The organism is Synechococcus sp. R5-13 (assembly GCF_047462015.1).
Taxonomy (GTDB): domain Bacteria; phylum Cyanobacteriota; class Cyanobacteriia; order Thermostichales; family Thermostichaceae; genus Thermostichus.
Map to the genome: position 1 here is coordinate 1 of NZ_JANSIL010000024.1, position 23,822 is coordinate 23,822.

Below are 23,822 nucleotides of genomic sequence, written 5' to 3' on the forward strand. Positions count from 1 at the left end.
AGCAGAGCAGGCTCAGGGCTACTGAAAGCCCGCTCCGTACCGCTTAGCGGTCGGAGCCGGGTAGTTTACTCATCTCGACTGCCAATCCATACGGTTGAGATATGCTTGGGGGCAATGAGCAAGTTTTTCGGCGTCTTCCTTGGATTCAGCAAGAGAGCGTATGCCAGAGCCTGAACCCTCTTCTGCCCACATTCTGGTGATCGAAGATGAAGCTAAGCTGGCTCGTTTTGTGGAAACGGAGCTGACCTGTGAGGGATATCGAGTCAGCGTAGCCAGCGATGGCATGGCCGGGTTGAGGGCAGCCTGCGACCAAAACCCCGACTTGGTGCTGTTGGACTGGATGTTGCCCGGCATCTCAGGTTTGGAAATTTGTCGGCGACTGCGCTCAACGGGCAACCGCGTGCCCGTGGTGCTGATGACCGCCAGAGATGAGGTGTCGGATCGAGCAGTGGGGTTGGATGCCGGGGCGGATGACTACGTGGTCAAGCCTTTCAGCATTCAGGAGCTGCTGGCTCGGATACGGATCTATTTGCGGCAGCCAAGGCGATCCCGCGATGGCCAGTTGGTGTTCATGGATCTGATTCTGGATCCCGTAACGCGGGAGGTAACCCGGGGAGAGCGACAGGTGGAGCTGACGGCCAAAGAATACGACCTGTTGCGCTACTTGATGGAACACCCCCGTCAGGTGCTCACCCGCCAACAGATCTTAGAGCATGTGTGGGGCTGCGACTTCACGGGCGACTCCAATATCATCGAGGTCTATATTCGCTACTTGCGCCTCAAGATCGAAGGCCCAGGGGAGAAGCGCCTTATCCAGACGGTGCGCGGGGTAGGCTACGTGTTGCGCGATTGACATGCCCCCCGCCCCAAAGAGCAAGGATTCTGGTTCCTGGTTCTGCGACAGCACTTAGCTGTATCAGGTTTCCCCTCCACGACGGCGGTGCCTATCTCCCCAGTCGTTCCCCCAAGCGCTCCGCGCCGCTAGCGTGAAAGACTTGGCCAAGTGGTGATTTCTCACCAAGTTCTGCACCTGCAAGTCCTCATAAACCACAATGTCGTGAGACATTCCCACACACTGGGCTAGCTCAATAACCCGGTCTCTACGCTGGCGCCAGACTTTGATTTGGTTGAAGTGTACCTCGCCAAGCCGCTTCCTCTACTTGTGGTAGTTGCTGTATTGAGGTTTTACCCCCTTCCTATTCACGCTAGCGGGCCGTGGGCCTAACTTTCTGCTCAGTCTTCTTTGCTGTTGCTTCAATCTCCTTTCGGCACGACGCAAAAACTGGAGACACGGCACAGCTTGCCCACTGCTGTCGCCCACATCCAGCCCCACCACCTGGCCGGTGTACTCTGTCATCCAAGGCTTGGTACTGCGCTGGAGTGGCGTTGAGGAGTTTGGCTTCTCTGACCAGCGTGGGTGTATCTTATCGCAGGTCTAACAGGGCAAAAGCCGTCCTGGAAGGGCGGGGCTTCAGGCCTAGCTTCTTGGTAAAGTTTGGAACTGCCCGCATTCGGGATTGCCTTAAACTTCTCTTAAATCCTGTTTCACAGGTAACTGCTAGCATGAGGCCAACTTCACTCCCACCCCCGGAAAGGAAGGCCTTTATGAACTGGCTGATGCTGCTTGGTCTGCTTTGTCTTCCTGCCTCTCTGTTTTCGTTTGTTGAGTATTTGCGCTCCCAAAGGTTGGTTCAACAGCTCTCTGCAACTCGGTTGCTCAAGATAGCCGAGCTTCGCCATCTCGGTCAGACCAACCCCCAGGCAAAAGGAGCAAACTTGGCTCAAGTTTACGGCAGGGTTGTGTGCGATCGGCCTTTGGTATCGGAACTTTCGCGACAGCCTTGCGTCTACTACAAGTCTGAGATCTCTTGGGAGTATGACGAGATTGAATGCTATCGAAGGTATTTGAATAGCCAAGGCGATGTAGCGTATAGCGAACGGATCAGCGAAGGCGAATATCAGAACGCTCTACGCTTGGGATCCCGAGCAAAATCCTATCCGGGGGAGATGGTTGGGAAAAAGCCCGGCTTGGGCTACTCTGACTCCGGTTCTTTTCAGAAAAGGGTTGATCCCGACTACTCTAATTCTTTTCCACAAAAGCCCAACCCTGGCTACCCCGGTTCCGGTTCTTTCCAGAAAAAGCCTGGTTACCCCGACTACCCCCAGCAGCTTGGCTCTCCAGGCTATCCTCAAAAATCGCCGTTTTCCGAAGTAAGCTCTCCCCAAAAACACTACGCCAACGTGTATTACGATCCGAGCACAGGTCGGGAATATCTCCTTGAAAGAGAGACGAGAACGAGAGACGAAACCCTTCACTCGGTGGTTCGCCAGATCCCTTTTTTCATCGAAGACGAAACTGGAAGGGTGAGGGTGGATCCCACAGGTGCGGAGATAGAGGCTATGTCGGTTGTGGATGAGCATATTTTTCCAGGAAAAGGGCCCAGCCGGTTCAACTTCAATCTCAAGCGCTACCTTTCCGGAGTGAGAACAGAAAATCGCTCCACCCGAGCTTTTATCTATAAGGAATGGGTGATTCCGGTGGATGCGATGGCGTTTACCATGGGGCAGGTGCGTTTTGAGGCAGGGGATCCCGTGATCCGAAAACCCCTTTCTGGGGAAAGGTTTATGATTGCCCCCAAATCCCCTGAAGCCCTCTTGGAAGAGCAGCGCTCCAATGCCAGCAGCTACCTGGTGGGATCCGTCGTCCTGCTGGGTATCGGCATTTTCACCGTGCTCCACCTGCTGCAATCCCTGCAGCCTTATCGCTAGTTCCTGCCCAGGCAGAGGGAAGCCTACTGCCACTCACAACGACAAACCCAGCTTGAGCCCAAGCAGGGCATGGGCAAACAGTACACATAGAATGAGGCTGCCCACATAGGCATGGGTGGTGCGCAAAGCAGCGCGGTTGCCCCCAAAGCCGCTGAGGGACAAAGCTCCATTCACCGCCAACAACAGCAACACCAGGGATCCCGTCCAAAAATGGGGGCTGCTCAACAGGGGCTTCCCTTGCATCACCAGAGAAAGAAGGCCGCCAGTGTAGCCCAAGGCAATGAAGGTGGCCATCCAGGGGGCCAATTTGCGGTGGTCAAGCAGAGGCTTCTGGGCCGCTTCCGGCAGGGATCCCTCTGGCGCTGTGGAGGCGGCTGCCAGACGCAAGGCCCGTCCTCGCCACCCAGTCAGGCCGACAAAGCTGCCCATCACCACCACCACGATCCCCATCATCAAGGGGTGACCCCATTGCACAATGGGTTGGGGCAAGTTAAGGCCGGCAAAAAACTGGGCTACGGGCTGCAAGGTGGCGGCTAACCCATCCGAAGCTGCCGACAGATCCGGCAAGGCCAAGCTCAACAGGTTCATGGCGCTCCCTCTACCTCCGCAATAAATCTACAGCTGCTTAACAAATCTACAACACCCCAATTCTAGAATGGGAGGACATCAGTGATCTCCCTCAATTCGTTGAAGGGAGGACGTCAGCTGACCCATGCCAGCGGGAAGCTTCTGGTGGGCACCTGGCAACGGTAGAATGTTTGACGATGAAGCTGTGGCTGTGAGCGGCTCTCTCGCCACTGAGTGCTGAGCAAAACGGAGTTGTTGAGATGGCCAAGTTGTTGTTGGGGGATCAAGCCTTTGAGGTCGAGCTGCTGACGGATGTGCCCACCAATTGGCCGGGAATTAAAGTCATGTCTAAGGGGGCCAAGCTGGACATTCCAGCGGGAACTGTGGTGAAGGTGGAGGCCGAGGATGACCACATAGCCGGCTCCTATAAGGTGGTCTATCGTTTGGCGCCTGCCTATCCCCGCAGCTGGCGGCTACTCCTGGAGCGGGAGAGCGTCGCCACGGCGCCTCAGGTGGCATCGGCCCCAGAACCAGAGGTCGCTCAGGCCAGCAGCTCAGAAGGAGGGCTGCCCAATAGCGATAAAATCTTCGCCATCAAGGTATCCGGCCTCGTGGGAGGAGGTGTGCGCAGAAGTGTTGTCGAGTACAAAGTGCCCTTCAGCCGCCTTTCCCAAGAAGTGAAACGGATCACCCAAATGGGAGGCAAGATCGTCAGCATTGCCGAGTCCAATCTGCTAAGCACCCTTGAGTAGCGGGCGGCTTCCTGGGAGGTTCTGGGTTCTTTCAGGCCACCCGTCCAGGCCGTTCTGGTTCAAACAATTTCAACGAGGGATCCCTGTAGAAAGCATGCGGCGATTTCTCCCCTATCCCCAACCTGAGGATGGGGTGGTAGGCTGGCGTTGGTTTTGCCGTTGCCTGGAAGGCTGCCTTTTCCTGCTGTCCTGGGGGTGGGCTTTGGGTAGGAAAAGGCGTTCTGGCGAGGGCTGAGCTTTTGCAATTGGGAGTGGGGAGTGAGGCCATGACATCTCGACGACAGCCGACGCGCTTGGGAGGGTCGATGCCCCAAGGCCATGCAGGCTTTGGGTCAGCAAGGGGATCCCAGCCGTACCCCTCGCCCACTCCACGACAAAGCTTTTCCTCTTCCTCTCGACGTCCGCTGGCCAAGTCTCGACCGAGGTTACTCCCCTTCTTAAGCTTGCTGGTGATCCTGCTGGGATTTGGGGCTGGGGCCCTGGTGGCCTGGGCAACTGCTCATCCCGACTGGGTCAGCCGCCTGCCGGGGCTCTCGCCACCTCTAGCGGAGATCCCTGCCCCCCGCGCCCACGCTAAAGCGGCTCAACAGCGCTTGCCCATCTCCTTAGAGACCCAACTGGAGCGGGATCCCTTTGCTTTGGATCCCTTGGCCAGCCTTTCTTATGTGCCCGCCATCATGTATCACGATGTGGTGGCTGGCCGCAAGCAGGTCTGGTTCGACACTACGGCGGCGGAGCTGCGGCAACACTTTGAGGCCATTAAGCAGGCGGGGTTGACCCCCATCCACATCGACCAACTGTACAAACACCTGCGGGACGGGGATCCCTTGCCCGAAAAAGCCATTTTGCTCACTTTTGACGACGCCTACCTGGGCCTGTACGAAAACGCCTACCCCCTTCTCAAGGAGTACAACTACCCCGCCGCCTATTTTGTGCAAACCGGGTTTGTCGGCGTGCCCACCAGCAAGGATCACTTCACCTGGGATCAGATGCGGGAGATGGATGCCAGCGGGCTGATCGACTTTGCCGCCCACACCGTCACCCATCCCCCTGACCTGCGGGTGCTAGACGATGCCCGTCTGCGGCGGGAAGTGTTCGACTGCAAGGCCAAGTTGGAGCAGGAGCTGGGCCACCCCATCCACTACTTTGCCTATCCCGAAGGCAACCGGGACGAGCGGGTGAAGCAATACCTGGCCGATGCCGGTTACCGGATGTCTTTTACGATGGATCCCGGTTTTACAGGACAATCGCCCAACTTGCTGGAGGTGCGACGCTTTAACCAGTTTCGCCTCACCGAGGCCATTCTTGGCGCCCGCACCTTTAGCCTCAGCCGCAGCCTCGACTACTGGCTGGATGTGACGCAGCCTCTGGCTCTGACCGACGAGATCATTGACGGGGTGCGGGTGCTCACCATCCGCGGCGGACGGGCAGCCACAGTGCACGCAGAACGGCGCTACGAAGTCAGGACGTTGGTCCAGCGCTACCAGGCCGATGCTGGCATTAACGGCAGCTTCTTCTCCATCCCCTGGATCAACTCCGCCAGCAACGTCATGGTGGGGCCGGTGATGGCTGCCAACCACAAGACCTTCATCCCCGGTCGCCCCGAAGATGACCAGGCAATCCGCGGCCGGCCGCTGGTGCTGCTGGGCAGGGATCGCCTCCGCTTTGTGCCCTTTGATCCCGACACCATGACCCACTTGGAGAACATCCGCCAGTTGATGCCGGATGTCACAGATCTGTTTGTGGCCGGTCTATGGCTGGTTAAGGATGGCCATGCCCTCTCTCCGGCGGAGATCAACTCGTTCCGCCTTGCCAGCGCTGCTGAGTTTCGCCCCAGAGCTTTCTTTGGGGTAGATGACCAGGAGCGGGTGGTGATCGGAGTTACCAAAACCCACGTCAACGCCGCCATCCTGGCCCGTCTTCTGCCCAAAACCGGGATCCGGGAAGCCGTGCTGCTGGACTCTGGCTTTAGCACCTCCCTGGTCTACCAAGGGGAGATCCTCGCCACCGGCCATGCCGGTCCCAACCAGCCCAGCCGTCCTGTGCCCCATGCCATCTTGCTCTACGACCTGACTCGCCTTTGGCGGGAGGATCCCCTTCCCGAGGCCAAGGCTGGCTCTGAGGGAGATCAGCTGGAAGGGCTAGTGCAACTTTTGCCCGGCAGCGAGCAAGAGGCGGCCAAAGCCCAACTCAAGAGCATTCTGGCCGGCCAACGCACTTTGAGGCGGGGGGATCGGGGGGCGGCGGTGGTGGCGGTGCAACTGGGGTTGAGCCACCTGGCCACTCAGCAGGGACGGCTGGATCTACTCCCTTCGGGCCCTGATGGGGTGTATGGTCAAGAGCTGGCCCAGGCAATGGCGGAATTGGTGCTGGCTGCACCTGAGCGCAGTGAGATGGGATCCCCCCTTCCAGCCACCCCTACCCCCCTGGTGGCCGGAATGGCGACAGCCCGCCAAGGGGTGGACATCATCGATGCTCAACTGCTGCGGCGTCTGCTGGAGCGCGTTAACTTGGCCTCTCCCTCGGTACTGGTGGATACGCGCTTAGAACGGCCTGCCCTGTCCCTGGAGCGCAAGCCAACCCGGAAACTGCTGCCCAGGGTTGCCTTCGGGCAGGACTAAGTCTTGTCTTCGCCTTCCAACCTAGGCCTTGGCGGGAAGCCTAGAAGACCCCCCTCCAACAGAGGCTATCTCTGAGAAAGACGGGCCTGCCGGCAACGAATACACCCATAACCTGGAAGGGTTTCTCCCGCAGCACCACTAGATCGGCTCTTAGGCCTGGGCGAAGGGCTCCCCGATCCTGCAGACCAACCGCCTGGGCAGGGTTGTGAGTGACCAAAGCTATGGCTTGGGGCAGATCCAGCAGCTGCTTCTCCGCCAAGGCAAAGGCAGCCCTCAAGGCTGAAGCGGGGGAGTAGTCAGTGGCCAAGGCGCCTAGGGCTCCTACTTGTAGAGCCTCCGAAGCGGAGAGATTGCCGACATGGGAGGATCCCCTCAGGGCATTGGGAGCCCCCATGACCACCAGCAGGCCCAGTTTCCGCGCTTCCAAAGCTGCTGCTAGGGTAACCGGAAACTCGCTAATTTTCAGGCCCATCTTGGCCATTAACTGAACCTTGGCGGGGCAGTCGTCGTCGTGGGAAGCCAAAGGTACCCCCAAAGCTTGCGCTTGCTGAGCCAATTGGGCAAAGCTCTGCAAGGTCTCCTCCCCCGCCTTGGCCGCCAAACTAGCGGCAACCTCCTCGGAAGGCCGGGCCAGCTGGCGAGCCATGTAGCGGATGTAGTCCTCCGGCGTCCGGAATTGGCCTTGGCCGGGGGTGTGGTCCATGAAGGAAAGGAGATCCACCCAGCCTTGGCTGAGAGCTTGGCGAACAGCTGCTGCTCCCAAGGGGCGCGAGAGTTCATAGCGAGCGTGGATCCTCAAGTCCAGAGCCAGCTGGGAACGCAGCGCCACCAACTGCTCTGCCATAGCCAAGGCCGTTTCTGGGCTGCGCCAGCCAGGCAGGCCTTCCCAAAAGGACAGAGTTACAAAGGCAGTGGTAATCCCCGCCGCCAAAGCTCGGTTTTCCCAAATCCCCAAGGCCATGTCCACCGCCAGCTGTACCCCTGGGCGCGGCTCCAGCTCGGGCTCCAGGCTATCGGTATGGAGGTCGACTACGCCGGGCACCAGGGTAAGTCCTCGCAAAGGGATCCCTTCCCCCACTTGCCCCTGCCGAATCTCGGCAATCCGCTCCCCCTCCAGCCGCAGGGATCCCACCGGGAGGACACCATCGGGGAGAACTAGCTTAGGCCCTGCTAGCCACATTTGCCCTCACCTCCAGGGAATAGGTTTTGTCAACCAAACCCGACACATCGTCTAAGGAGTGAAAAACGCCAATGATAGCTGTTCCCTGCTGCTTCAAGGCTCGTAGGCGTTCTCGCAAGGCCAACTTGGCTGCAGTATCCAAGCTGGCGGTGGGCTCGTCCAGAAGCAGCAGCGGATAGGGGTGGATGAGAGAGCGAGCCAAGTTGACTTTCTGTTTCTCGCCCCCCGAGAAGCTGGTTGGAAAAGTCTCCAGCAACTCTGGCTTCAGACCCAGCTCCAGGAGCAGCTCTGCTGCTCGATGTCGCGCTTGGTTTTCCGCTACTCCCTGCCACAGCAAGGGCTCCGCAACCAGCTCCAAGGCCGTGGTGCGGGGTCTGGGATCCAGAAACTGGCTGACGTAGCCGATGCGCTCGCGGCGGATTGCTAACACCTCGCGATCCCCTAAGCGGGCCAGATCCACCGTTCCCAGAGGGGTCTGCAGGAGGGCTTGTCCTGCCGTAGGCCAATAGCTGCGGTAGAGGGTTCGCAGTAGAGAAGACTTGCCAGAGCCGTTGGGGCCCTCCAGCAGCAAAAACTCTCCGGCTTGCAGGGAAAAGCTCACCTGCTGGAAGGCCAGAACCTCTCGCCCCAGTCGGTGAAGAAAGAACCGCTTTTCTAAGTTAACGACCTGCAACACCTTGCCCTTCCTAAAGTCTTGCGGCAACCAGATCCTGGGTAAAGGGGTGGCGAGGATCCTCCAGCACTTGGTCGGCCAATCCCTCCTCCACTACCTCCCCCTGGTACAACACCACAATTCGATCCGCCACAGCCCTCACGACCGAGAGATCGTGGCTTACTAGGATGAGGCTCATCCCCAACTGCCGCTTGAGGCGGCGCAGAGTATCCAGAAAGGTGGCCTGCACCAGCAAATCCAAACCGGTGGTGGGCTCGTCCAAAAGAACAGCCAGAGGCTTTTGGACTAAAGCTTTGGCAATCTGTACCCGCTGGCGCTCTCCTCCCGAAAGAGAAGCTGGGGGATCCCCGGCTCGCTCTAAAGGAAAATCGGCTCGCTCCAAAGCCTCCTGCGCCTCCGCTTCCAGCACTCCAAACCGCCGTTCTTCTCTAAGGACAAGGGGCTCCGCAACATTAGTCAGGGCCGCAAAGCCCATGCGCAGGGCCTGGGCGGCATCCTGATAGACCATGGCCAGGTAGTGCCGCGCCGCAGGCTGCTCGTAGCGAGAGAGCAACAGCAGGTTACGTCCCTCCCAACCCGGCACGTTTAGCCGATACTCCCCCTGGGCTGTCTCCTGAAGGTAAAGGATCTTCAGAAGAGTAGTCTTGCCACTGCCGGAAGCTCCCACCACCCCCAGCACCTCTTGGGGATAGAGCTTGAGGCTGACGTTCTTAAGCGCCCAGCGATCCCCGTAGGCTTTGCAAACCTTGACCAGCTCCAGAAGGGGGGTCTCCTCAGCCATGCTCTTTCTCCACAAATAGAGGACCGCTCGTTTTCCCGGCCAGCAGCTTTTCCATATAGCCCTGGTCGGAGATTTCATAGGCCAAGCTGCCATCTTCTTGGGGAATGGCGTTGAGGAAGACGTGGCGGCAACCGCTGCGACGGCAGGATCCCAAAATGGGCTCCGGCTGGAAGGGCCGATCCACAAAGGCCAAGGGCTCCACCCGGGTGTAGGGAGGGACGGCATAGAGCCGCTTCTCCCGCCCGGCCCCAAAGAGGGTGATATGGGCTGCCAGATGCAGCTTGGGCAGATCCCAGCGGGGCAGAGGGCTGGGATCCATCCCATAGCGCCCATGGACCAGAACTGGGTAGGCCGCTCCCTTGCGGCTCTGGCCGTGGCGTAGGTGCTCCTCAAAAAGATCCACCCACAGCAGGCTATAGTCGCCCAGAGCATGTAGCTCCCGCGCCCTGGCGTCAGAGGGCTCCACATAGCGCAGAGGCTCAGGGATGGGAACTTGCAGGATTAGGATTTGACCTTCTTGGAGCCGCTCCTCGGGGATGCGGTGGCGGCTTTGGATGAGGGTGGCCTCCAGCGTGTCGGTGGTTGTTCGAGCGCCGCTGACCTGGGCAATGAAGCGGCGCAAGTTGGCGGCATTGACAGAGTCATCGGCCCCCTGGTCAATGACCTTCACCACGTCCTGCGGCCCCACCAGGCTGAGCGTAAGCTGCAATCCCCCTGTGCCCCAGCCGCGAGCCAGCGGCATTTCCCGGCTAGCAAAGGGAACTTGATGGCCCGGTATGGCCAGGGCCTTGAGAACCTTGCGCCGAATTTCTCGCTTGGCCTCCAGATCCAGGTAGGCATAGCTATGCTTGGGTTTCAAGGGAGGCCTCCTTTTGGAAGTGGCTCATCCAGTTGCTGAGAAAGGTTACGTAGTGGGGTAGCTTGTAGTGGAGGGCAAAGCCGGAGGCCTCCACGGGATCCGTATGCACCAGGACAAACTCCTCGCTGCGAGCCGGATGGCTGGGGCGATCCATTTCCAAATCCAGCATGGCGCCAGCGATGGCCCGCCCCTCGTTCCAACCCAGGCTAGCGGCAAAGCCCAAGCGGTATCCTTTTTCTCCGTGTCCCACCACCTCAGTAAAGACCAGGCGGATCCGCCCCAGGCGAAAGCTTCCCCCCCGCACAGGATGAAAGGCGCGTACCTCGAGATAGCCCACGCCCAACTCGGCAACCGTTGGGTGGGTGTGGACGTTGTAGGCGCGCATGGCGCTGTAGGCCAGAGCCAGAAGTCCCCCCGTATCTCCCCTGGCCAAAGCTTGCAGGCGGTGGGCCCGCGGCGCTGGAAACAGCAGTGGCTGCCGCGTCAAGTCGGGAATCTCTTCCCCTGGAGCAGGGCTACTGGCTTGCTGCTCTGCCGTGGGATCTTCTTCCAGCAGACCTTGCTCCCTCAGCCAGCTGCGCACAGAAGGATAGTGCTGGGCAGCAGCCACGGCCGCCGGCTCTAGCGGGGGGCTTTCAGAAAAGCCCAAAAGACGCAGGCTGTAGTCTAGGGTGGGCCCCAAGACCTGGCCGCCGGGAATGCTCTTGAAAGCCGAGGAAAGCCGACGCACCAGCAGGAGATCTTCCTTTTTCTGCAGCTGGGCTTTCCCTAGGCGGGGGAGAGTAGTCCGGTGTGCTCTCAGAAGCAGCAGGGCCTCGTAGAGGTCCCCCCCTGTCTGCACAAGGGCAGTGGCTGCCAGCTCCGGAGCCCACAGCCCCGCCTCTGCCATCACATGATCCAGGAGATAGGGCAGCCCAGCCAGCTGCTTTGTCCGGCCTCGCCTGCTTTTGGCTTCTGCCGCTGACAACAGCTCGCGAAAAAGGGCCTCGGCATTGAGAATGGCCTCTTGGCTGCCCCGCGCTACGACATAGCCCATCCACCCACCTCCACGCTTCGGGGTAAGCCTACCACTTGGGGGCCGTCAGTTAACAGGATGTCCACTCCCAGCGGGTAGGCCAGGATCTGGGAGCGCAGCTGCCAAAACAGAGAGGGCAAGCCTACAGCCAACTGGATCTCCCCAGCTATGCCGGGCCCTCTGAGCAACACAGGGGATCCCTGGCCCAAGGGGGCCCCCAGGATAAGGGTCGCTCCCGCTTCAGGCTCAAGGTGGGTGCCTCTTTTGAGAGCCAAAAGGCTGTCTGGGCCAGCGGGCAAACTCTCCAGCTGCTCGGCAAAGACAAAGTCAGCAGCCTCCAAAGCCACGGGCCGGGGATCCTGCCCACGCAAATCCAACAGCAGCCAGCTTGGCGCCCAAACCCCTACATTGCCATCCACCAGCGTCAGCCCAATGAGGCGAAAGGCTTGGCGAAGGGAGCGAGCGGGAAAGCTCTCCAGACGGCCAGGGTAGCTCAACGCCCTAACCAACGCCCGGAAGACCTGCTGGCTTTGCTTTTCTGCCAGTCCCGGTGTGGGGCCGTAGGCTTTGGACATCCCCAGGCTCACAGAGTCTCCACCTCCAGGCGAGTTGCAGCTACCTTGCGCCAGAGGCGCTCGTCTTCTTCTTGAAGATCCTTCTGGGCCGCTAGCGCCAAAGCCTGGATCTTCTCCACAGCAATTCCCGCCTGCAGAGCGGCGTCTAGGTAGGCCAGGGCGCGCGCCAGACGCGGCTTTTCCCCCAGCACCATCCCGTATCCTTCTACTCCCTTTTTTGGAAAGCGCAGCCAGACCTCGTAGACCAGCACTTCTCCCACGTAGAAGGGCGTCCCCGTGCGGGAGTCCTCAAAGGGGAGCGCCAGCAGCCCTGCCCCTTCCCTGAGCTTTTGGCTGGATCCCAGAGCAGGCCTGACCTCCCGCGCCAAAGCCAGCACCTCCTTCTCGGGGGCCTCCTGCAACAGCTCTAGCATCTCTAGGGGCTGCATCCCAGCCTCCTAAATCAGGGTCTGGCGGATCCGCGCCGAAACTTTGTCAATTGTAAACACAGCCAGCAGAATCAGGAGAACGACCGTGGCCGCATCTTGAAAGCGAAAGGCTCGTATGGTCTGCATCAAATCAAACCCAATGCCCCCTGCCCCCACCAAGCCCAAGACCGTTGCCGAGCGCACGTTAACCTCAAAAAGGTAGAGAGTGCTGGAGTAAAAGGCAGGAGCCACTTGCGGCCAGAAGCCATAGGCGATAACCAGGAGAGGGTGGGAACCTGTAGCCTCTACCGCCTCCACCTGCTTCATATCTACTGTCTCGATGGCCTCTGAGAGGAGCTTGCCTGCCACACCCGCCGTGTGCAGGGTCAAAGCTAGGATCCCTGGCAAGGGTCCTAGGCCAATCGCGGCCACAAAAACCAATGCCAAGACCAGTTCGTTAAGCCCCCTGAGGACATCCATGAGCCCGCGCACAAGCAGGTAAACCGCAGGGGAACGCATGACATTTCTGGATCCCAGGAAGGCCAAGGGAACCGTGAGAAAAGTGGCCAGGAAGGTGCCCCAGAGGGCCATCATCAGGGTTTGCAACAGGGAGTAAAGGAAGTTGGGCAAGAAGTAAAAGCTGGGAGGAAAGAAGCGAGCCAAGAAGGCCGCACTCCTCCCCAAGCCAGCTAACAACTTTCCTGGCGAGATCCCGGCAGGCTCCGCCGTCAGCAAGAGAGCGAGAAAAACCCCCCCATACAGCACAACCGTGCTCAGCTCCCTGCGCTTAAGCTCTGCTGGCAGGGGGGGAAGTCTCCTAGAGTTGGCACTCAGGTTTCTTAAGAGCATCGTTGACCTTGCGGAAGGGATCGTAATCTGCGTCGCTAGCCGGCTCAAAGCCCTTCAGCCCACGAGCCTCCAGCCATTTCTGACCCTCCGGCGTGTTTTCGTACTCCAGATAGGCCGTGCGCAAGGCCTCCTTGAGATCCTCTGGCAGATCTTTACGGTAGGCCCAGGGAGAGGAAGGAATGGGATCCGATCTCCAGATGACCTCAAAGTCCTCTATGCCTTTGATCTGCCCCTTCTTGGTGGCAAGGCTGATCCCGGTATCCCAGGTTACACCAACGGGAATGGTTCCCTGAGCTATCCCCAAGATGACCGACTCGTGGTTGCCAGCAAAAGCCACCTGCTTGAAATACTCCTTGGGCTTGATTTTGGCCTCAAGACAGAAGTGGGCCATGGGCACCTTGAAGCCAGAGGTGCTCTCTGGGTCGACGAAAGCAAAATCTTTGCCCTTGGCGTCTTCTAGAGTTTTGATGCCACTGCCTTTCTTGGAAAGCATCAAGGAGTGATAAACGGTACCCGAGCGCAGCGAGTCCTCTTTCACGAACGCTTCAATGGGAGCGTTGGCCTTTTCAATGGCATCTACGTAGGAGGCAGGGCCGTAGAAAGCTACGTGAGTTTGGCCTTGTGCCTGGGAGACCATCACCGCCGTGTAGTCACCGGCCACAAACAGGCGGACGGGGATCCCCAGTTTTTGTTTGAGATAATCCAAAAAGGGAGCATAGCGAGCTTCGTAATCGGCAGCACTCTCCACCGGTACTTCAGCAATCACCAGCTCCTTGGGCCAGTTTTGCTTCTGAGCCAGCCCTGGAACCCAGCTGGAAATTCCCATGAGGAAGGCAGCAAGGAACAGAATTTTTCTTCTCCGCATAAGGTTTTCTCCTTTGCAGTTAACTTGCGGTTGAAGGTGGATCTTGTTAGACCCTCAAGGTTGAGGAAAACCATTCGCTTGCCTCGTGGGTTTCCTTCTCCCCAAAGTAGAGCTCCCTTTCCTTTTCAGAGGTAAAATCGGAAAGCGGCCCATTGAAGAAAACCTGGCCCTCCTTGAAAGCAACGACTCGATCGGCGTAATGGCGCACCATTTCTAGGTGGTGCAGGGTAACCAGCAACGGAATCCCCTGGCGGCGCACCGCTCCCAGCAGCAGCTCCATAATTACCTTTGCATTTTTAGGATCCAAAGCCGAAATGGGCTCGTCGGCCAGAATCAGGGCTGGCTCCTGGATCAAGGCGCGAGCAATACCCACTCGCTGCTGCTGCCCCCCTGAGAGAGCGTCGGCCCTTTGCCAGGCATGCTCTAGCAACCCTACCTCTTCCAGCAGCTTTTCCGCCTTGGCCAAATCCTGAACAGAAAAGTGCTTGAAAAGACCCCGAATGGGACTCAGGTGAGGCAGACGCCCAACAAGAACGTTTTCCAGAACCGTCAGGCGCCCGATGAGTTGAAAGGTCTGGTAGACCATGGCCGTGCGCCTGCGCAGCTGTTGCAGGGCATCCCTTTGGCCTTCATGGAGAGGAAGAGAATCAACCCAAACTTTTCCGCCGCTGAGCTTGACCATCCCTTTCAAAAGCCTAAGAAAGGTCGACTTTCCTGCTCCCGAAGGTCCGATCAAGGCCACAACCTGCGCTCCATCGCCAAATAGGTCAAGGTAAACCTCCCTTAGGGCAACCTTGTTTTTGAAGGCAACCCAAAGGTTCTCGACTTGGATGCGCATAAGCTACCTCACGGCGGGAAAACCGGTAACAAACTTAGCAGATTGGCCTGATACTGAAGTTAAAACCAAGTTAAGCTTTGCTGGCCTGGGCAGCAGGACTTCTCAATGGCTTCTCGAAACTGGCTTTGGCCTGGAGGGCGCTCTTGGAGGTACCCCTGGGAGAGCTTGCTCTGCTATCTTGCTAATAATCTCGATTGGTTTTCTGCCAAACCCTTATGGCTGCTGCTGTGATCTCGGGCCTCTCTTGGCAGTCCCCCAGAGCCCTTTCACCGGAGGAGATGGCTTGGTTAGGCAGCCTCACCTACAATGAACAGGGCCTGATCCCGGCCATCGTGCAGGACTACCTGGACGGAACAGTGCTGATGATGGCCTGGATGAACCGGGAATCGCTGCAAAAAACCCTGGAAACAGGCCGCACCTGGTTTTGGAGCCGCTCGCGGCAGGCGTTGTGGCCCAAGGGGGAAACTTCTGGCCATGTGCAGTGGGTCAAGCAAATCCGCTACGACTGCGACGGCGACGCGCTGGTGATCTTGGTGGAGCAGGTGGGGGATGCGGCTTGCCACACGGGGGCGCGGAGCTGTTTCTTTCGCCCTTTGCAAGGGGATCCCCTTCCAGCAGCCGATACCCTGTCGCAGGTGTTTGCCGTGGTCAAGGCCCGCCAGGCGGATCCCCGTCCCGATTCCTACACCAGCAGCTTGCTAGCCAAGGGGGAAAATGCCATTTTGAAGAAACTTGGCGAGGAGACGGCTGAGGTGGTGATGGCGGCTAAGGATCAAGACCGCGTGGCTTTGGCCCGTGAGATGGCCGATCTCTGGTACCACTGCCTCGTGGCCCTTGCTCACTATCAGGTAGATGTTAGGGATGTCTATCGCCAGCTCCAAGCCCGCCGTTCCGCCAAGTGAAAGGGCCATGTCCCCCGAAGGCGGTGCTCCCGCAGATCCCTCTCCGTCCTCTTGGGATCCCTCCCTGGACAAAGCCCACCTGGATTTACAAGCCGCGCGCTGTGGCCAAGTGGATCTGGAAACCGATCGGGAGACCTTGGCCCGTTACCTGAGAGGCCATGCCCAGTGGATCCAGCGGTGCTTCAGGCCATTGCAGGTGGAAGCTTTGTCTGCCGAGACTTACAGGTTGCAGTTTTTCCGCATGGGCGGCCTTGGGTTTGAGCTGGAGCCCAGTTTTGGGGTGAGGATCTGGCCGGATGAAGATTACCGGTTTCGCCTGACCTCGATTGAGTTGCCCGGCGATGAGGGAATGCCTTACCGGGTTAACTGCCAAGCCGATTTCCGGCTGGAGGAGCTACAGGGATCCCTGAAAGACCTGCCCACAACTCGTGTTCACTGGTCTCTTCATCTGGAGATTGGGCTGGCTTTGCCCAGGTTTTTGCAGGTTCTGCCCCGCAAGTTGGTTTATCGGGTGGCCCATCAAGTGGTGCAGCAGGTAACCCGGGGTATGAGTGACCGCCTCACCCACAATGTGTGCAGCGATTTCTATCGCTCTATTGGGTGTCCCGATCACCCCTATCGCTTAATTGCAGTGGAAGACAAAGCGTGATATCTTAGGCGCCAAGTAAGTTGCCGGTCAGCTTTCGAGTAGTGCTCCGGCAACCGGCGATGGAGTTCGCCGCAACCGCCTCACTTGGAATTTTTCTATAGAGGAAGAGGGTTCTAACCTCAAAAGCTGAGGCTGATGACTCCTACACTTCTGGGCAAGTCCAGGGGGTAGGGGTCTTTGGCTTTGTTTGAGGCCCCACCCTGCGGACGCGATGGTGCTCCCGCTCCTGACGCGGATGGCTTTTTCTCCCTGGGCTGCCCTTCAACACCCTGACGACAAGGAGATGAGGATCTGGTGATGCTGGGCAGTTGGCTGTGGATCTTGGTGATGGGCTTTTTTGTCGGCCAAATCGTGGGTCGGTTGGGGATGCCCCCTCTGTTGGGGATGATCCTCGTAGGGATCCTGCTGGGAGAGGTCTTGTCTCCCGAGGTGCTGGCAGCGGCAGGGGATCTGCGGCTGGTGGCGGTGATGATCATTTTGATGAAGGCGGGCCTGGGGCTGGATCGGGAGAAGCTGGTCCAGCAAGGGTCTGTAGCCCTGCGGCTGGGTTTTTTGCCGGCCGCCTGTGAGGCGGTGGCAGTGGCCCTGTTGAGCACTGGGATCCTGGGGTTAGACTGGCCTACCGGTTTGCTGCTGGGCTGTGTGATCGGGGCAGAGTCGCCGGCTGTGATCGTGCCGGGGATGTTGCGCCTCAAGAGTTTGGGCTGGGGAGTAACCAAAGGGATCCCGGATGCCATTTTGACCGGCAGCGCCCTTTCCGACGTACTGCTGTTGTTGGGGTTTAGCCTGCTGCTCAGCTTTTTGGGCCAAGGATCCGCCGCGAGCGTTCGCTTGGGAAGCCTGGAGCTGTCGCCGCTGCAGTGGCTGCCGTTCCAGGTGGTGATGGAGATCCTGCTGGGCGTGGCTGTAGGCTACCTGGGGGCGCGGGTTCTGGTGTCGCTGCTAACCCAACAAAACTGGACCCGCAACAGCGTCCAGGAAGCGCTGCTGGCTGCCTGTATGGCCCTGGGGCTGGTGCTGGCACCGCAGGTGTGGCCCTATTTTTCCGGCTATTTGGCGGTGATGGCCCTGGGGTTCTTTCTAATTGAGCTGGATGCCCCCTTGGCGCGGCGGCTGCGAGGTGGGTTCGATGCCCTCTGGACGGTGGCGGAGATCGTGTTGTTTGTGCTGTTGGGAGCGTCGCTGGATCTGGGGGTGCTGGGATCCGTGTTCTGGCCGGGCTTGCTGCTCTTAACCCTGAGCCTGCTGCTGGGGCGGGGCTTAGGTTGGTGGCTTTCCACTCTGGGAAGCAATTGGAACGGGCGGGAGCGGCTGTTTTTGCTACCGGGCAACATGGCCAAGGCGACGGTGCAGGCGGCTATTGGTGGGATCCCTTTGGCCCAAGGGATCCCCGGTGGGGAGATCATTTTGGCTTTGGCGGCTCTGTCGATTTTGGTCACGGCCCCCCTGGGTGCTTGGCTGACCCAGGTGTGTGCTCCCCGGCTTTTGGAAAAAGGAGAGGTGGATCCCACCAAGGTAGGCAGCCAGGGCAAGGTGAGCTTTTTGGCAGCGGTGGACACCTCCCCTTTGGCCGAAGCCGTGCTGCGCAAGGTGGCCGATTTGGCGCGGCGGGTGGATGGGGAAGTGATTGTGTTGCATGTTACCGATAAGCCGCAGGGGAAAGGGGTAGAACTGTTGCGGCAACTCACCCAGCGTCTTTTGGCGGATATTCGCCACCAGTTTTGCTTGGCCTCGGGGCCCTTGGCAGAGACCATCGTAACCCTAGCTCAGGAGCGGCAGGTAACCGACATCGTCATGGGCAAGCGGGGCCACCGCGGCTGGGAGCAGGTTTTGGTGGGATCCACTTCCCAAGCGGTGTTGGAAACCAGCCCGATTCCGGTAATTTTGGTAGAGGAAGAGGACTTCAAGAGAAGCAGGATCCCTATCTCTGAGGGCAGAAAAAGCTAAGGATCCCACCTTTTCCGTAGGAAGTTCTGGGAACACAGTTCAAGGAGAATAGATGCGCTTGCAATCGGTGTGGGCTTACCTAAACCATGGCTTGGTCTCTCCCAGTTTGAGAGTTCCCTTTGCGGTTGCGTTGGGGGCTATTGGCGGATCCCTGAGTCGCTACTATCTATCCCTCTGGTTTGCGGAGCGATTTGGCCCTAGCTTTCCCTACGGAACCCTGATCATCAACTTATCGGGTTGTGTGGTCATGGGTTGGTTCATGACCGTGGCTATGGAACGCCCTGAGATCTCACCGGAAATTCGCCTGCTGTTCGGGGTGGGATTCCTGGGTTCCTACACCACCTTTTCTACCTATGAACTGGATACCTTTAGCCTCTGGCAGCAACATCGCTTTGCTGCTGGGCTTGTCTATTGGCTCGGTTCTTGCCTATTTGGAGCCTTGGCTATGGAGCTTGGGATCCTGTTGGCACGATTGTGGCGATAACGTTTAACGTAACCCCTATCAATCAGCAATCTATCCATCCAAAAGCCAGGTGCAGCAACTGGTCATTTTGGGCAATAACTTTTTTCTTAAAAGCACCGGGATCCCCACTAGTCAACCCCCTGGAATTTCTTATCTTAAGGAGCACTCTTCACCAAAGCAATATACAGTTTTTCCAGCGTTACTCACTACAGCCAATGCCAGCCAATCTCTTGCCTGACAAGGATCCCACTTCACTGTAGACCTTATGTGAAGCGGAAAAATCTGTAACCATGACAATCGCAACAGCCCAAAAACAAAAGGGATACAAGTATGCTAGATGATGAACCAGAAGTTTATAAATTGGATATTTACATCGGCGAGTCAGACCGTTGGCAAGGGAAGCCTCTCTACCTGGCTCTGCTGGAGCTAGGTCGTCAGCGTGGGCTAGCTGGTGGTACTGTGGTGCGAGCTATTGCTGGCTTTGGTCGAAACAGTCATATTCGCAGCAGTAACCTTCTAGAGCTTTCCACAGATCTGCCCATTTTGGTAACTTTCATCGACACGCCGGAAAAAATCAAAGCCTTTCTACCGGAAGTAAAAACTCTGATGCATGACGGTCTAGTTACTTGCCATAGGGTACAAGTATTCCATCATGTTCCTCATCAACAACAATAGTCCAGATCTGAAAATAGATTCCCCATTGCCAAGGAGCTGGTTATGCCCGATTCCCCTTCTGCCCTGCGCTTTATTGTTTTGCTGGGGATCGTCAGCCTCTGCGCCGATGCCACCTACGAAGGGGCACGCAGCATTTCTGGAGCTTTTTTGGGATCCCTAGGGGCCAGCGGCACGGTGGTGGGCCTGGTGGCCGGCGGGGGGGAGCTATTGGCCTATGGCTTGCGGTTGGGGGTGGGCTATTGGAGCGACCAGCTGGGCAGGGATCCCGCGCACCGCAGTCGGGGTCACTGGCGGCTCACCACCTTGGGCTATGTCATCAACACAGCGGTGATCCCGGCTTTGGCCTGGGCGGGCAGTTGGCCTTGGGCTGCTTTGCTGTTGCTGGCCGAGCGGACGGGCAAAGGGATCCGCACCCCGCCGCGGGACGTGTTGCTCTCCCATGCAGCCTTGCAGGTGGGTCGGGGCTTGGGGTTTGGCCTGCATGAGACCCTAGATCAAATTGGGGCAGTGGCAGGGCCGCTGCTGGTGGCAGCCATGCTAGGAGCGGGATATGGCTTCCGGGGCGCGTTTTTGGCCTTGGGGATCCCGGCAGCGGTGGGGCTGGCGGCTTTGGGGCTAGCGCAATGGCTGTATCCCAGTCCGCGCGACTTTGAGCCGGAGCCGGAGATGACTCCAGCAAAAGGCTTGCCCAAAGTTTTCTGGCTGTATCTTTTGGCAGCAGCCTGTGTGGCTATGGGGTTTGCGGATTTTCCCCTCATTGCCCTGCATCTGCAACAACAGTCAGGGAGCGATGGGGCAGGGATCCCTTTGCTCTATGCCCTGGCCATGGGGGTGGATGCCCTAGCAGCCCTGGGCTGTGGCTGGCTGTTTGACCGCGTGGGGCTGTGGAGCTTGCTGGGAGCAGTGGCGGTATCGGCTGGATTTGCGCCTCTAGCCTTTTCCGGCACCTATGCTCTGACGGTGCTGGGCATGGTGCTCTGGGGCATTGGCTTGGGCGCTCAGGAATCGGTCATGAAGGCGGCAGTAGCCAGCATGGTGACCCCCCAGACGAGGGGCTTTGCCTTCGGCCTGTTTACCAGCGTCTACGGCCTGGCCTGGTTTTTGGGCAGCGCCCTGATGGGGGTGCTTTATGATTTCTCCCTTCCAGGTCTGGTAGCCTTCTCAGTGGCTGCTCAAGCTGTGGGAGCGGCTATCCTGCTGGCTGTAGCGGGACAGGCTGGGGCTGGGCAATGAAAAAGCCCTGCACCAGATCCACGCCGTGTTCGCAAACCCACTGTAGCTCCCCCGCAGTCTCGATCCCTTCCGCTAGCGTGGTGATCCCCAGGTCTTGGGCCAGCTCCAGCAGCTTTTGGGCAATCACCGCCTTGTAGGGATCCCGGTCCACCCCGCGAATGAGCTCTCCATCCAACTTGATCATGTCTGGCCGCAGCTGGTGCAGCAGGTTCAGGGATCCATAGCCAGCCCCCAAATCATCCAAAGCCACCCGAAAGCCTGCCTGCTGATAGAAGTGCAAAATCCGCTGCAAATGGTTCAAATCGGGGCTGCGGTCAGACTCATTGACCTCAAACACCACCCGCTGGGGCGGGATCCCGGCGCGGCTAATAGCCCAGACAGTATGGCGCAGGCAAAAAGCCGGGTCGTAGATGGCAGTGGGGCTGAAGTTGATAAAGAGATCCCCCTGCAAGTGGTGCTGCATGGCCGCGGCAATGGCCGTGCGGCGGGCGGCCAAGTCCAGCTGGTAGAGCAAATGGGCTTCCCGAGCCATAGCAAAGAGCAAACCCGCGTTGATCAACCGCCCTTCCTTGTCCAGTCCTCGCACCAGCGCCTCATGGCCCACCACAAAAGCGGGATCCCGCGCCTGGACAATGGGCTGAAAGTAGGTGGTGAGCCGGCTTTCTGCCAACACTTCCAGCAACAGCTCGGCCTGAGTGCGGTGGAACAACTCCTGCAACAACTCCACCCGGGCGCAATCCTGCCAACAGGGATCCCTATCTCCGGCCAAAAACAGAGCGCGGCTGGCCCGCATCTCCTGCTGCGAAAGAACCTCGGCCATTCCTTCTAGGGTTTTCTTGAGGGCCCCCTGGGCAATGGAAACCGCCAGGCCAAGGTTTTCCAAAAGTTGAACCGAAAGGGGGGCTGGGATCCCCTCCTTAGCCTCCAGAAGCTGCACCACCTTGCGCTGGGTGTGAGGGGTGGGCAGCCAGAGAAACAGACGCCCTGCCTCCTGCCAAAAGGTAGGCAGAGCCGGACACTCAGGACAAGACATAGGATTTCGGGGAATAGCTAGGCAGTCCCACCGACAGTATGCCCTCGCTCTCCCAGGAGAAAGCAAACTTTACAAACAGCGCTAGAACTGATCCTTCATACCTCGCAGCCGGGCAAAAACCCGCACCGGATCCTGAGCTCCGGTGGCTGCCTGCAAAGCCGGCTGATCCCAACGCAAGAAGGGATTGGTGCAGCGTTCCTCGCCAATGGTGCTGGGGACAGTCGGGGATCCCGTCTGGCGCAGGGCAGCCACCTGCTGATAACGCGCCTGCAGGTCGGGGTTGTCTCCATCCACTGTCAGGGCAAACCTGAGATTGTTCAAGGTGTATTCGTGGGCACACCACACCCGTGTGGCTTCCGGCAACTGCCGCAGTTGATCCAGGGATCCCAGCATCTGCTCCGGCGTGCCTTCAAACAGCCGCCCGCATCCCCCGGCAAACAGGGTGTCCCCACAGAAGAGATCCCCACTCTCGGAAAAGTAGTAGGCAATATGGCCGCGGGTATGGCCGGGCACAAACAGCACCTTTGCTAGCCGACCCGCAAACTCCACTGTTTCCCCTGCCTTGAGCTCCACCGTCTGGCCAGGGATCCGCCCCCGATCCACCTGGCTGCCATAGACTCTGGCACGGGGATAGCGCTCCAAAAGCTGTCGGTTGCCCCCCACGTGGTCGTGGTGGTGGTGGGTGTTGAAAATGGCCACCAACTCCGCCCCCAGCTCGGCCAGCTTTTCCAACACGGGCTCAGCCACTGCCGGATCCACCACGGCTGCTGTTGCAGTGTCGGGATTGTGGAGCAGGTAGATGTAGTTATCGCGCAGGGCAGGCAACTGGAGAACGCGCATGGCTCGGCTAACTCTCAAAAATGGCCTGTTCTACGTCTTGCCGGCTGAGGGAATAGGGAAAAGATAAGGTTTTCGTGTTGCCGTCTGGGTAGGTGTATCGCACCCAAATGCTGGTTTCTTCCAGGCGCAAAATGGCTTTCCAGCCAGGCCGTTCGCAAAACCACTGCTCCACATCCTGCGGATCGCGGGTGCAGCCCTGATCCTCCAGCCAGCGTTCGATGGTGTGGAGCGGGTGATTGTACAGGGGCGTGGTTGCAGGAGGCAAAGGCATGGCGAGATTCAAGAAAAGCAATCAAACCCTAGAGTCAACGGGCTATGTTCATTCAAGCACTCCTGATCCAGAATCCGAAAACTCGATCCCAATGTCCTACCGAAGAGGGCAGGAAATGCTCGCAGAATCAGCTTGCCCCACTCTCTCGCAGCCAAGCGAGGACACCTGCCAACACCAAACACACAACCAGGGTGGATCCCATCAGCAGCAGGGCACACAGCTCGCCAGCCGAAAGTGGGCGGGTTTCCATACGCAGCTCTAGAGAATCGGCACCAAGGGATCCCGGCATGCCCAGAGATCCCGTGTTGGCGGTCACCGCCCGTAAGCTGGCATCGTAGATGGCCCGTTTCGCCGGGTTGCTAAGGACAAGGTAGGCCTCCTGCAACTCTTGGAAGCAGCGAATGGCCACTTCCGGAGCCAGGGGAGAAGTATCGGGATGGTAGCGCTTGCTCAATTGCCGGTAGGCCCGCCGGATGGCCTCAGGAGATGCCCCTGGAGACAGACCCAGCCGTTGGTAGTAGGTGAGGGAAGTCAAGGAGCGCATGCAACCTATGGAGGAGCAAGACTACAGGGGCAGCAAAACCGCTTTCAGGGGAGCACAGCTCTAGTCCAGTGTAATCACTCGCGCAGACACCGGGATCCCTGCAGCAAGCCTCTATTCTTCCTCATCCTCTTCAGACTTAGCTTTGGGATAGTAGAAACCGGTGTTGCGACCGCTGAGAATGGCGCGCCCAATGGTCATGGCTCGCTGGGCCTGGAGCTTAGCTTTGCCCAGCCAGACGGCGTAGCGCCTGCGACTGCGGGCTTTAGAAGTTTTCTTCTTAGGAACAGGCATGGCTTCGCACAAAAACACAGCCTTACTAGGCTAGCATTGAGGCTGCGCTGCCGATCCCAGCTTTATTCAGGCAAGTAGCCTATCAGTGGTTGACCAAAAGGCGCGGCAAGCCCCGTCCTTCAGGGCAGGGAAGGATAGCGCGAACCGTAGCCTATATCGTTGTCATCACGCATAGGCCAAGAATACGATTGAGCGGTGCAACGACTTCAAGCCTTCAAGTACG

27 protein-coding genes and 1 riboswitch are annotated in these 23,822 nt (G+C 58.6%); of the genes, 10 read left to right on the plus strand and 17 right to left on the minus strand.

The features are described 5' to 3' along the window. The first annotated feature begins 160 nt into the window (after positions 1 to 160). Positions 161 to 853 (plus strand): response regulator transcription factor, encoded by a 693-nt coding sequence (locus NW840_RS02120; RefSeq protein ID WP_414342132.1) that lies wholly within the window; start codon positions 161 to 163, stop codon positions 851 to 853. Between the two features lie 63 nt (positions 854 to 916). On the opposite strand, the gene NW840_RS02125 is transcribed toward NW840_RS02120, so the two are convergent. Then, entirely contained in the window at positions 917 to 1,066 is a 150-nt protein-coding gene (locus tag NW840_RS02125; RefSeq protein ID WP_187147255.1) for a hypothetical protein, read from the minus strand. A gap of 941 nt (positions 1,067 to 2,007) precedes the next feature. On the opposite strand from NW840_RS02125, the gene NW840_RS02130 reads away from it, so the two are divergent. Continuing rightward, positions 2,008 to 2,769, plus strand: a complete 762-nt coding sequence (locus tag NW840_RS02130) for an E3 ubiquitin ligase family protein (RefSeq protein WP_414342134.1) — start codon at positions 2,008 to 2,010, stop codon at positions 2,767 to 2,769. Between the two features lie 33 nt (positions 2,770 to 2,802). On the opposite strand, the gene NW840_RS02135 is transcribed toward NW840_RS02130, so the two are convergent. Then, positions 2,803 to 3,357: a DUF4079 domain-containing protein gene (locus NW840_RS02135; protein ID WP_011431843.1), complete on the minus strand. Its 555-nt coding sequence runs from the start codon at positions 3,355 to 3,357 to the stop codon at positions 2,803 to 2,805. A 239-nt stretch (positions 3,358 to 3,596) separates the two neighbouring features. Here NW840_RS02135 and NW840_RS02140 point away from each other — a divergent pair, with 239 nt between their 5' ends. Continuing rightward, complete coding sequence (locus NW840_RS02140; RefSeq protein WP_071818135.1) at positions 3,597 to 4,088, plus strand: phycobilisome linker polypeptide; 492 nt, start codon at positions 3,597 to 3,599, stop codon at positions 4,086 to 4,088. Between the two features lie 266 nt (positions 4,089 to 4,354). Beyond that, a complete protein-coding gene (locus NW840_RS02145; RefSeq protein ID WP_414342137.1) occupies positions 4,355 to 6,709 on the plus strand; it encodes a polysaccharide deacetylase family protein in 2,355 nt (784 codons plus the stop codon). Positions 6,710 to 6,749: 40 nt separating this feature from the next. Here the strand turns inward: NW840_RS02145 and NW840_RS02150 are convergent, their stop codons facing one another. From NW840_RS02150 to NW840_RS02195, 10 genes are read right to left on the minus strand one after another with little or no spacing between them, the layout of a single operon-like run. Next, the gene (locus NW840_RS02150; protein WP_414342139.1) at positions 6,750 to 7,889 is read right to left on the minus strand and encodes an alpha-D-ribose 1-methylphosphonate 5-triphosphate diphosphatase; all 1,140 of its coding nucleotides are present in this window, start codon (positions 7,887 to 7,889) and stop codon (positions 6,750 to 6,752) included. Beyond that, positions 7,870 to 8,565, minus strand: a complete 696-nt coding sequence (locus NW840_RS02155) for an ATP-binding cassette domain-containing protein (RefSeq protein WP_011431839.1) — start codon at positions 8,563 to 8,565, stop codon at positions 7,870 to 7,872. Before NW840_RS02155 ends, NW840_RS02150 begins: the two co-directional genes overlap by 20 nt. Before the next feature lie 10 nt (positions 8,566 to 8,575). Further along, the gene (locus NW840_RS02160) at positions 8,576 to 9,343 is read right to left on the minus strand and encodes an ATP-binding cassette domain-containing protein (RefSeq protein ID WP_414342141.1); all 768 of its coding nucleotides are present in this window, start codon (positions 9,341 to 9,343) and stop codon (positions 8,576 to 8,578) included. Beyond that, positions 9,336 to 10,202 (minus strand): alpha-D-ribose 1-methylphosphonate 5-phosphate C-P-lyase PhnJ, encoded by an 867-nt coding sequence (locus tag NW840_RS02165; protein WP_011431837.1) that lies wholly within the window; start codon positions 10,200 to 10,202, stop codon positions 9,336 to 9,338. Before NW840_RS02165 ends, NW840_RS02160 begins: the two co-directional genes overlap by 8 nt. Beyond that, positions 10,186 to 11,238, minus strand: a complete 1,053-nt coding sequence (locus NW840_RS02170) for a carbon-phosphorus lyase complex subunit PhnI (protein ID WP_011431836.1) — start codon at positions 11,236 to 11,238, stop codon at positions 10,186 to 10,188. Before NW840_RS02170 ends, NW840_RS02165 begins: the two co-directional genes overlap by 17 nt. After that, positions 11,223 to 11,792, minus strand: coding sequence for a phosphonate C-P lyase system protein PhnH (phnH, locus tag NW840_RS02175; protein ID WP_414342144.1), 570 nt, complete (start codon positions 11,790 to 11,792; stop codon positions 11,223 to 11,225). The genes NW840_RS02170 and phnH overlap by 16 nt, the downstream gene beginning before the upstream one ends. Positions 11,793 to 11,800: 8 nt before the next feature. Beyond that, entirely contained in the window at positions 11,801 to 12,220 is a 420-nt protein-coding gene (gene phnG, locus NW840_RS02180; RefSeq protein WP_011431834.1) for a phosphonate C-P lyase system protein PhnG, read from the minus strand. A gap of 9 nt (positions 12,221 to 12,229) precedes the next feature. Next, entirely contained in the window at positions 12,230 to 13,048 is an 819-nt protein-coding gene (phnE, locus tag NW840_RS02185; RefSeq protein ID WP_414342146.1) for a phosphonate ABC transporter, permease protein PhnE, read from the minus strand. Next, complete coding sequence (gene phnD, locus NW840_RS02190; protein ID WP_414342148.1) at positions 13,017 to 13,913, minus strand: phosphonate ABC transporter substrate-binding protein; 897 nt, start codon at positions 13,911 to 13,913, stop codon at positions 13,017 to 13,019. The genes phnE and phnD overlap by 32 nt, the downstream gene beginning before the upstream one ends. A gap of 46 nt (positions 13,914 to 13,959) precedes the next feature. Next, complete coding sequence (locus NW840_RS02195; RefSeq protein ID WP_414342150.1) at positions 13,960 to 14,751, minus strand: phosphonate ABC transporter ATP-binding protein; 792 nt, start codon at positions 14,749 to 14,751, stop codon at positions 13,960 to 13,962. 278 nt (positions 14,752 to 15,029) lie between these two features. On the opposite strand from NW840_RS02195, the gene hisIE reads away from it, so the two are divergent. From hisIE to NW840_RS02225, 6 genes are all read left to right on the plus strand, one after another. Next, entirely contained in the window at positions 15,030 to 15,653 is a 624-nt protein-coding gene (gene hisIE / locus NW840_RS02200; protein WP_414342151.1) for a bifunctional phosphoribosyl-AMP cyclohydrolase/phosphoribosyl-ATP diphosphatase HisIE, read from the plus strand. 7 nt (positions 15,654 to 15,660) lie between these two features. After that, positions 15,661 to 16,302 carry a DUF1997 domain-containing protein gene (locus NW840_RS02205; RefSeq protein WP_414342153.1) on the plus strand — a complete coding sequence of 214 codons (642 nt, stop codon included), beginning with the start codon at positions 15,661 to 15,663 and terminating at the stop codon, positions 16,300 to 16,302. Between the two features lie 46 nt (positions 16,303 to 16,348). Continuing rightward, a riboswitch (Fluoride riboswitch) is annotated at positions 16,349 to 16,454 on the plus strand. 145 nt (positions 16,455 to 16,599) lie between these two features. After that, positions 16,600 to 18,249, plus strand: coding sequence for a cation:proton antiporter (locus NW840_RS02210; RefSeq protein WP_414342154.1), 1,650 nt, complete (start codon positions 16,600 to 16,602; stop codon positions 18,247 to 18,249). Between the two features lie 52 nt (positions 18,250 to 18,301). Next, positions 18,302 to 18,733, plus strand: coding sequence for a fluoride efflux transporter CrcB (crcB, locus tag NW840_RS02215; protein ID WP_414331492.1), 432 nt, complete (start codon positions 18,302 to 18,304; stop codon positions 18,731 to 18,733). Positions 18,734 to 19,042: 309 nt separating this feature from the next. Next, positions 19,043 to 19,387 (plus strand): DUF190 domain-containing protein, encoded by a 345-nt coding sequence (locus NW840_RS02220; RefSeq protein ID WP_011431825.1) that lies wholly within the window; start codon positions 19,043 to 19,045, stop codon positions 19,385 to 19,387. A gap of 42 nt (positions 19,388 to 19,429) precedes the next feature. Beyond that, on the plus strand, positions 19,430 to 20,620 hold the full coding sequence (locus tag NW840_RS02225) for an MFS transporter (RefSeq protein ID WP_414342156.1): 1,191 nt from the start codon (positions 19,430 to 19,432) through the stop codon (positions 20,618 to 20,620). Here the strand turns inward: NW840_RS02225 and NW840_RS02230 are convergent. The 5 genes from NW840_RS02230 to NW840_RS02250 all read right to left on the minus strand — a co-directional run bounded on the left by NW840_RS02230 (position 20,577) and on the right by NW840_RS02250 (position 23,599). Then, positions 20,577 to 21,653, minus strand: a complete 1,077-nt coding sequence (locus tag NW840_RS02230; protein ID WP_414342158.1) for an EAL domain-containing protein — start codon at positions 21,651 to 21,653, stop codon at positions 20,577 to 20,579. The genes NW840_RS02225 and NW840_RS02230 overlap by 44 nt on opposite strands. 81 nt (positions 21,654 to 21,734) lie before the next feature. Further along, positions 21,735 to 22,493, minus strand: a complete 759-nt coding sequence (gene gloB / locus NW840_RS02235) for a hydroxyacylglutathione hydrolase (protein WP_414342160.1) — start codon at positions 22,491 to 22,493, stop codon at positions 21,735 to 21,737. Between the two features lie 7 nt (positions 22,494 to 22,500). Further along, positions 22,501 to 22,764, minus strand: coding sequence for a DUF3143 domain-containing protein (locus NW840_RS02240; RefSeq protein ID WP_011431822.1), 264 nt, complete (start codon positions 22,762 to 22,764; stop codon positions 22,501 to 22,503). A 127-nt stretch (positions 22,765 to 22,891) separates the two neighbouring features. After that, positions 22,892 to 23,308 (minus strand): J domain-containing protein, encoded by a 417-nt coding sequence (locus NW840_RS02245; protein ID WP_414342162.1) that lies wholly within the window; start codon positions 23,306 to 23,308, stop codon positions 22,892 to 22,894. A 111-nt stretch (positions 23,309 to 23,419) separates the two neighbouring features. Then, complete coding sequence (locus tag NW840_RS02250) at positions 23,420 to 23,599, minus strand: 50S ribosomal protein L32 (protein WP_011431820.1); 180 nt, start codon at positions 23,597 to 23,599, stop codon at positions 23,420 to 23,422. Positions 23,600 to 23,822: the final 223 nt, after the last annotated feature.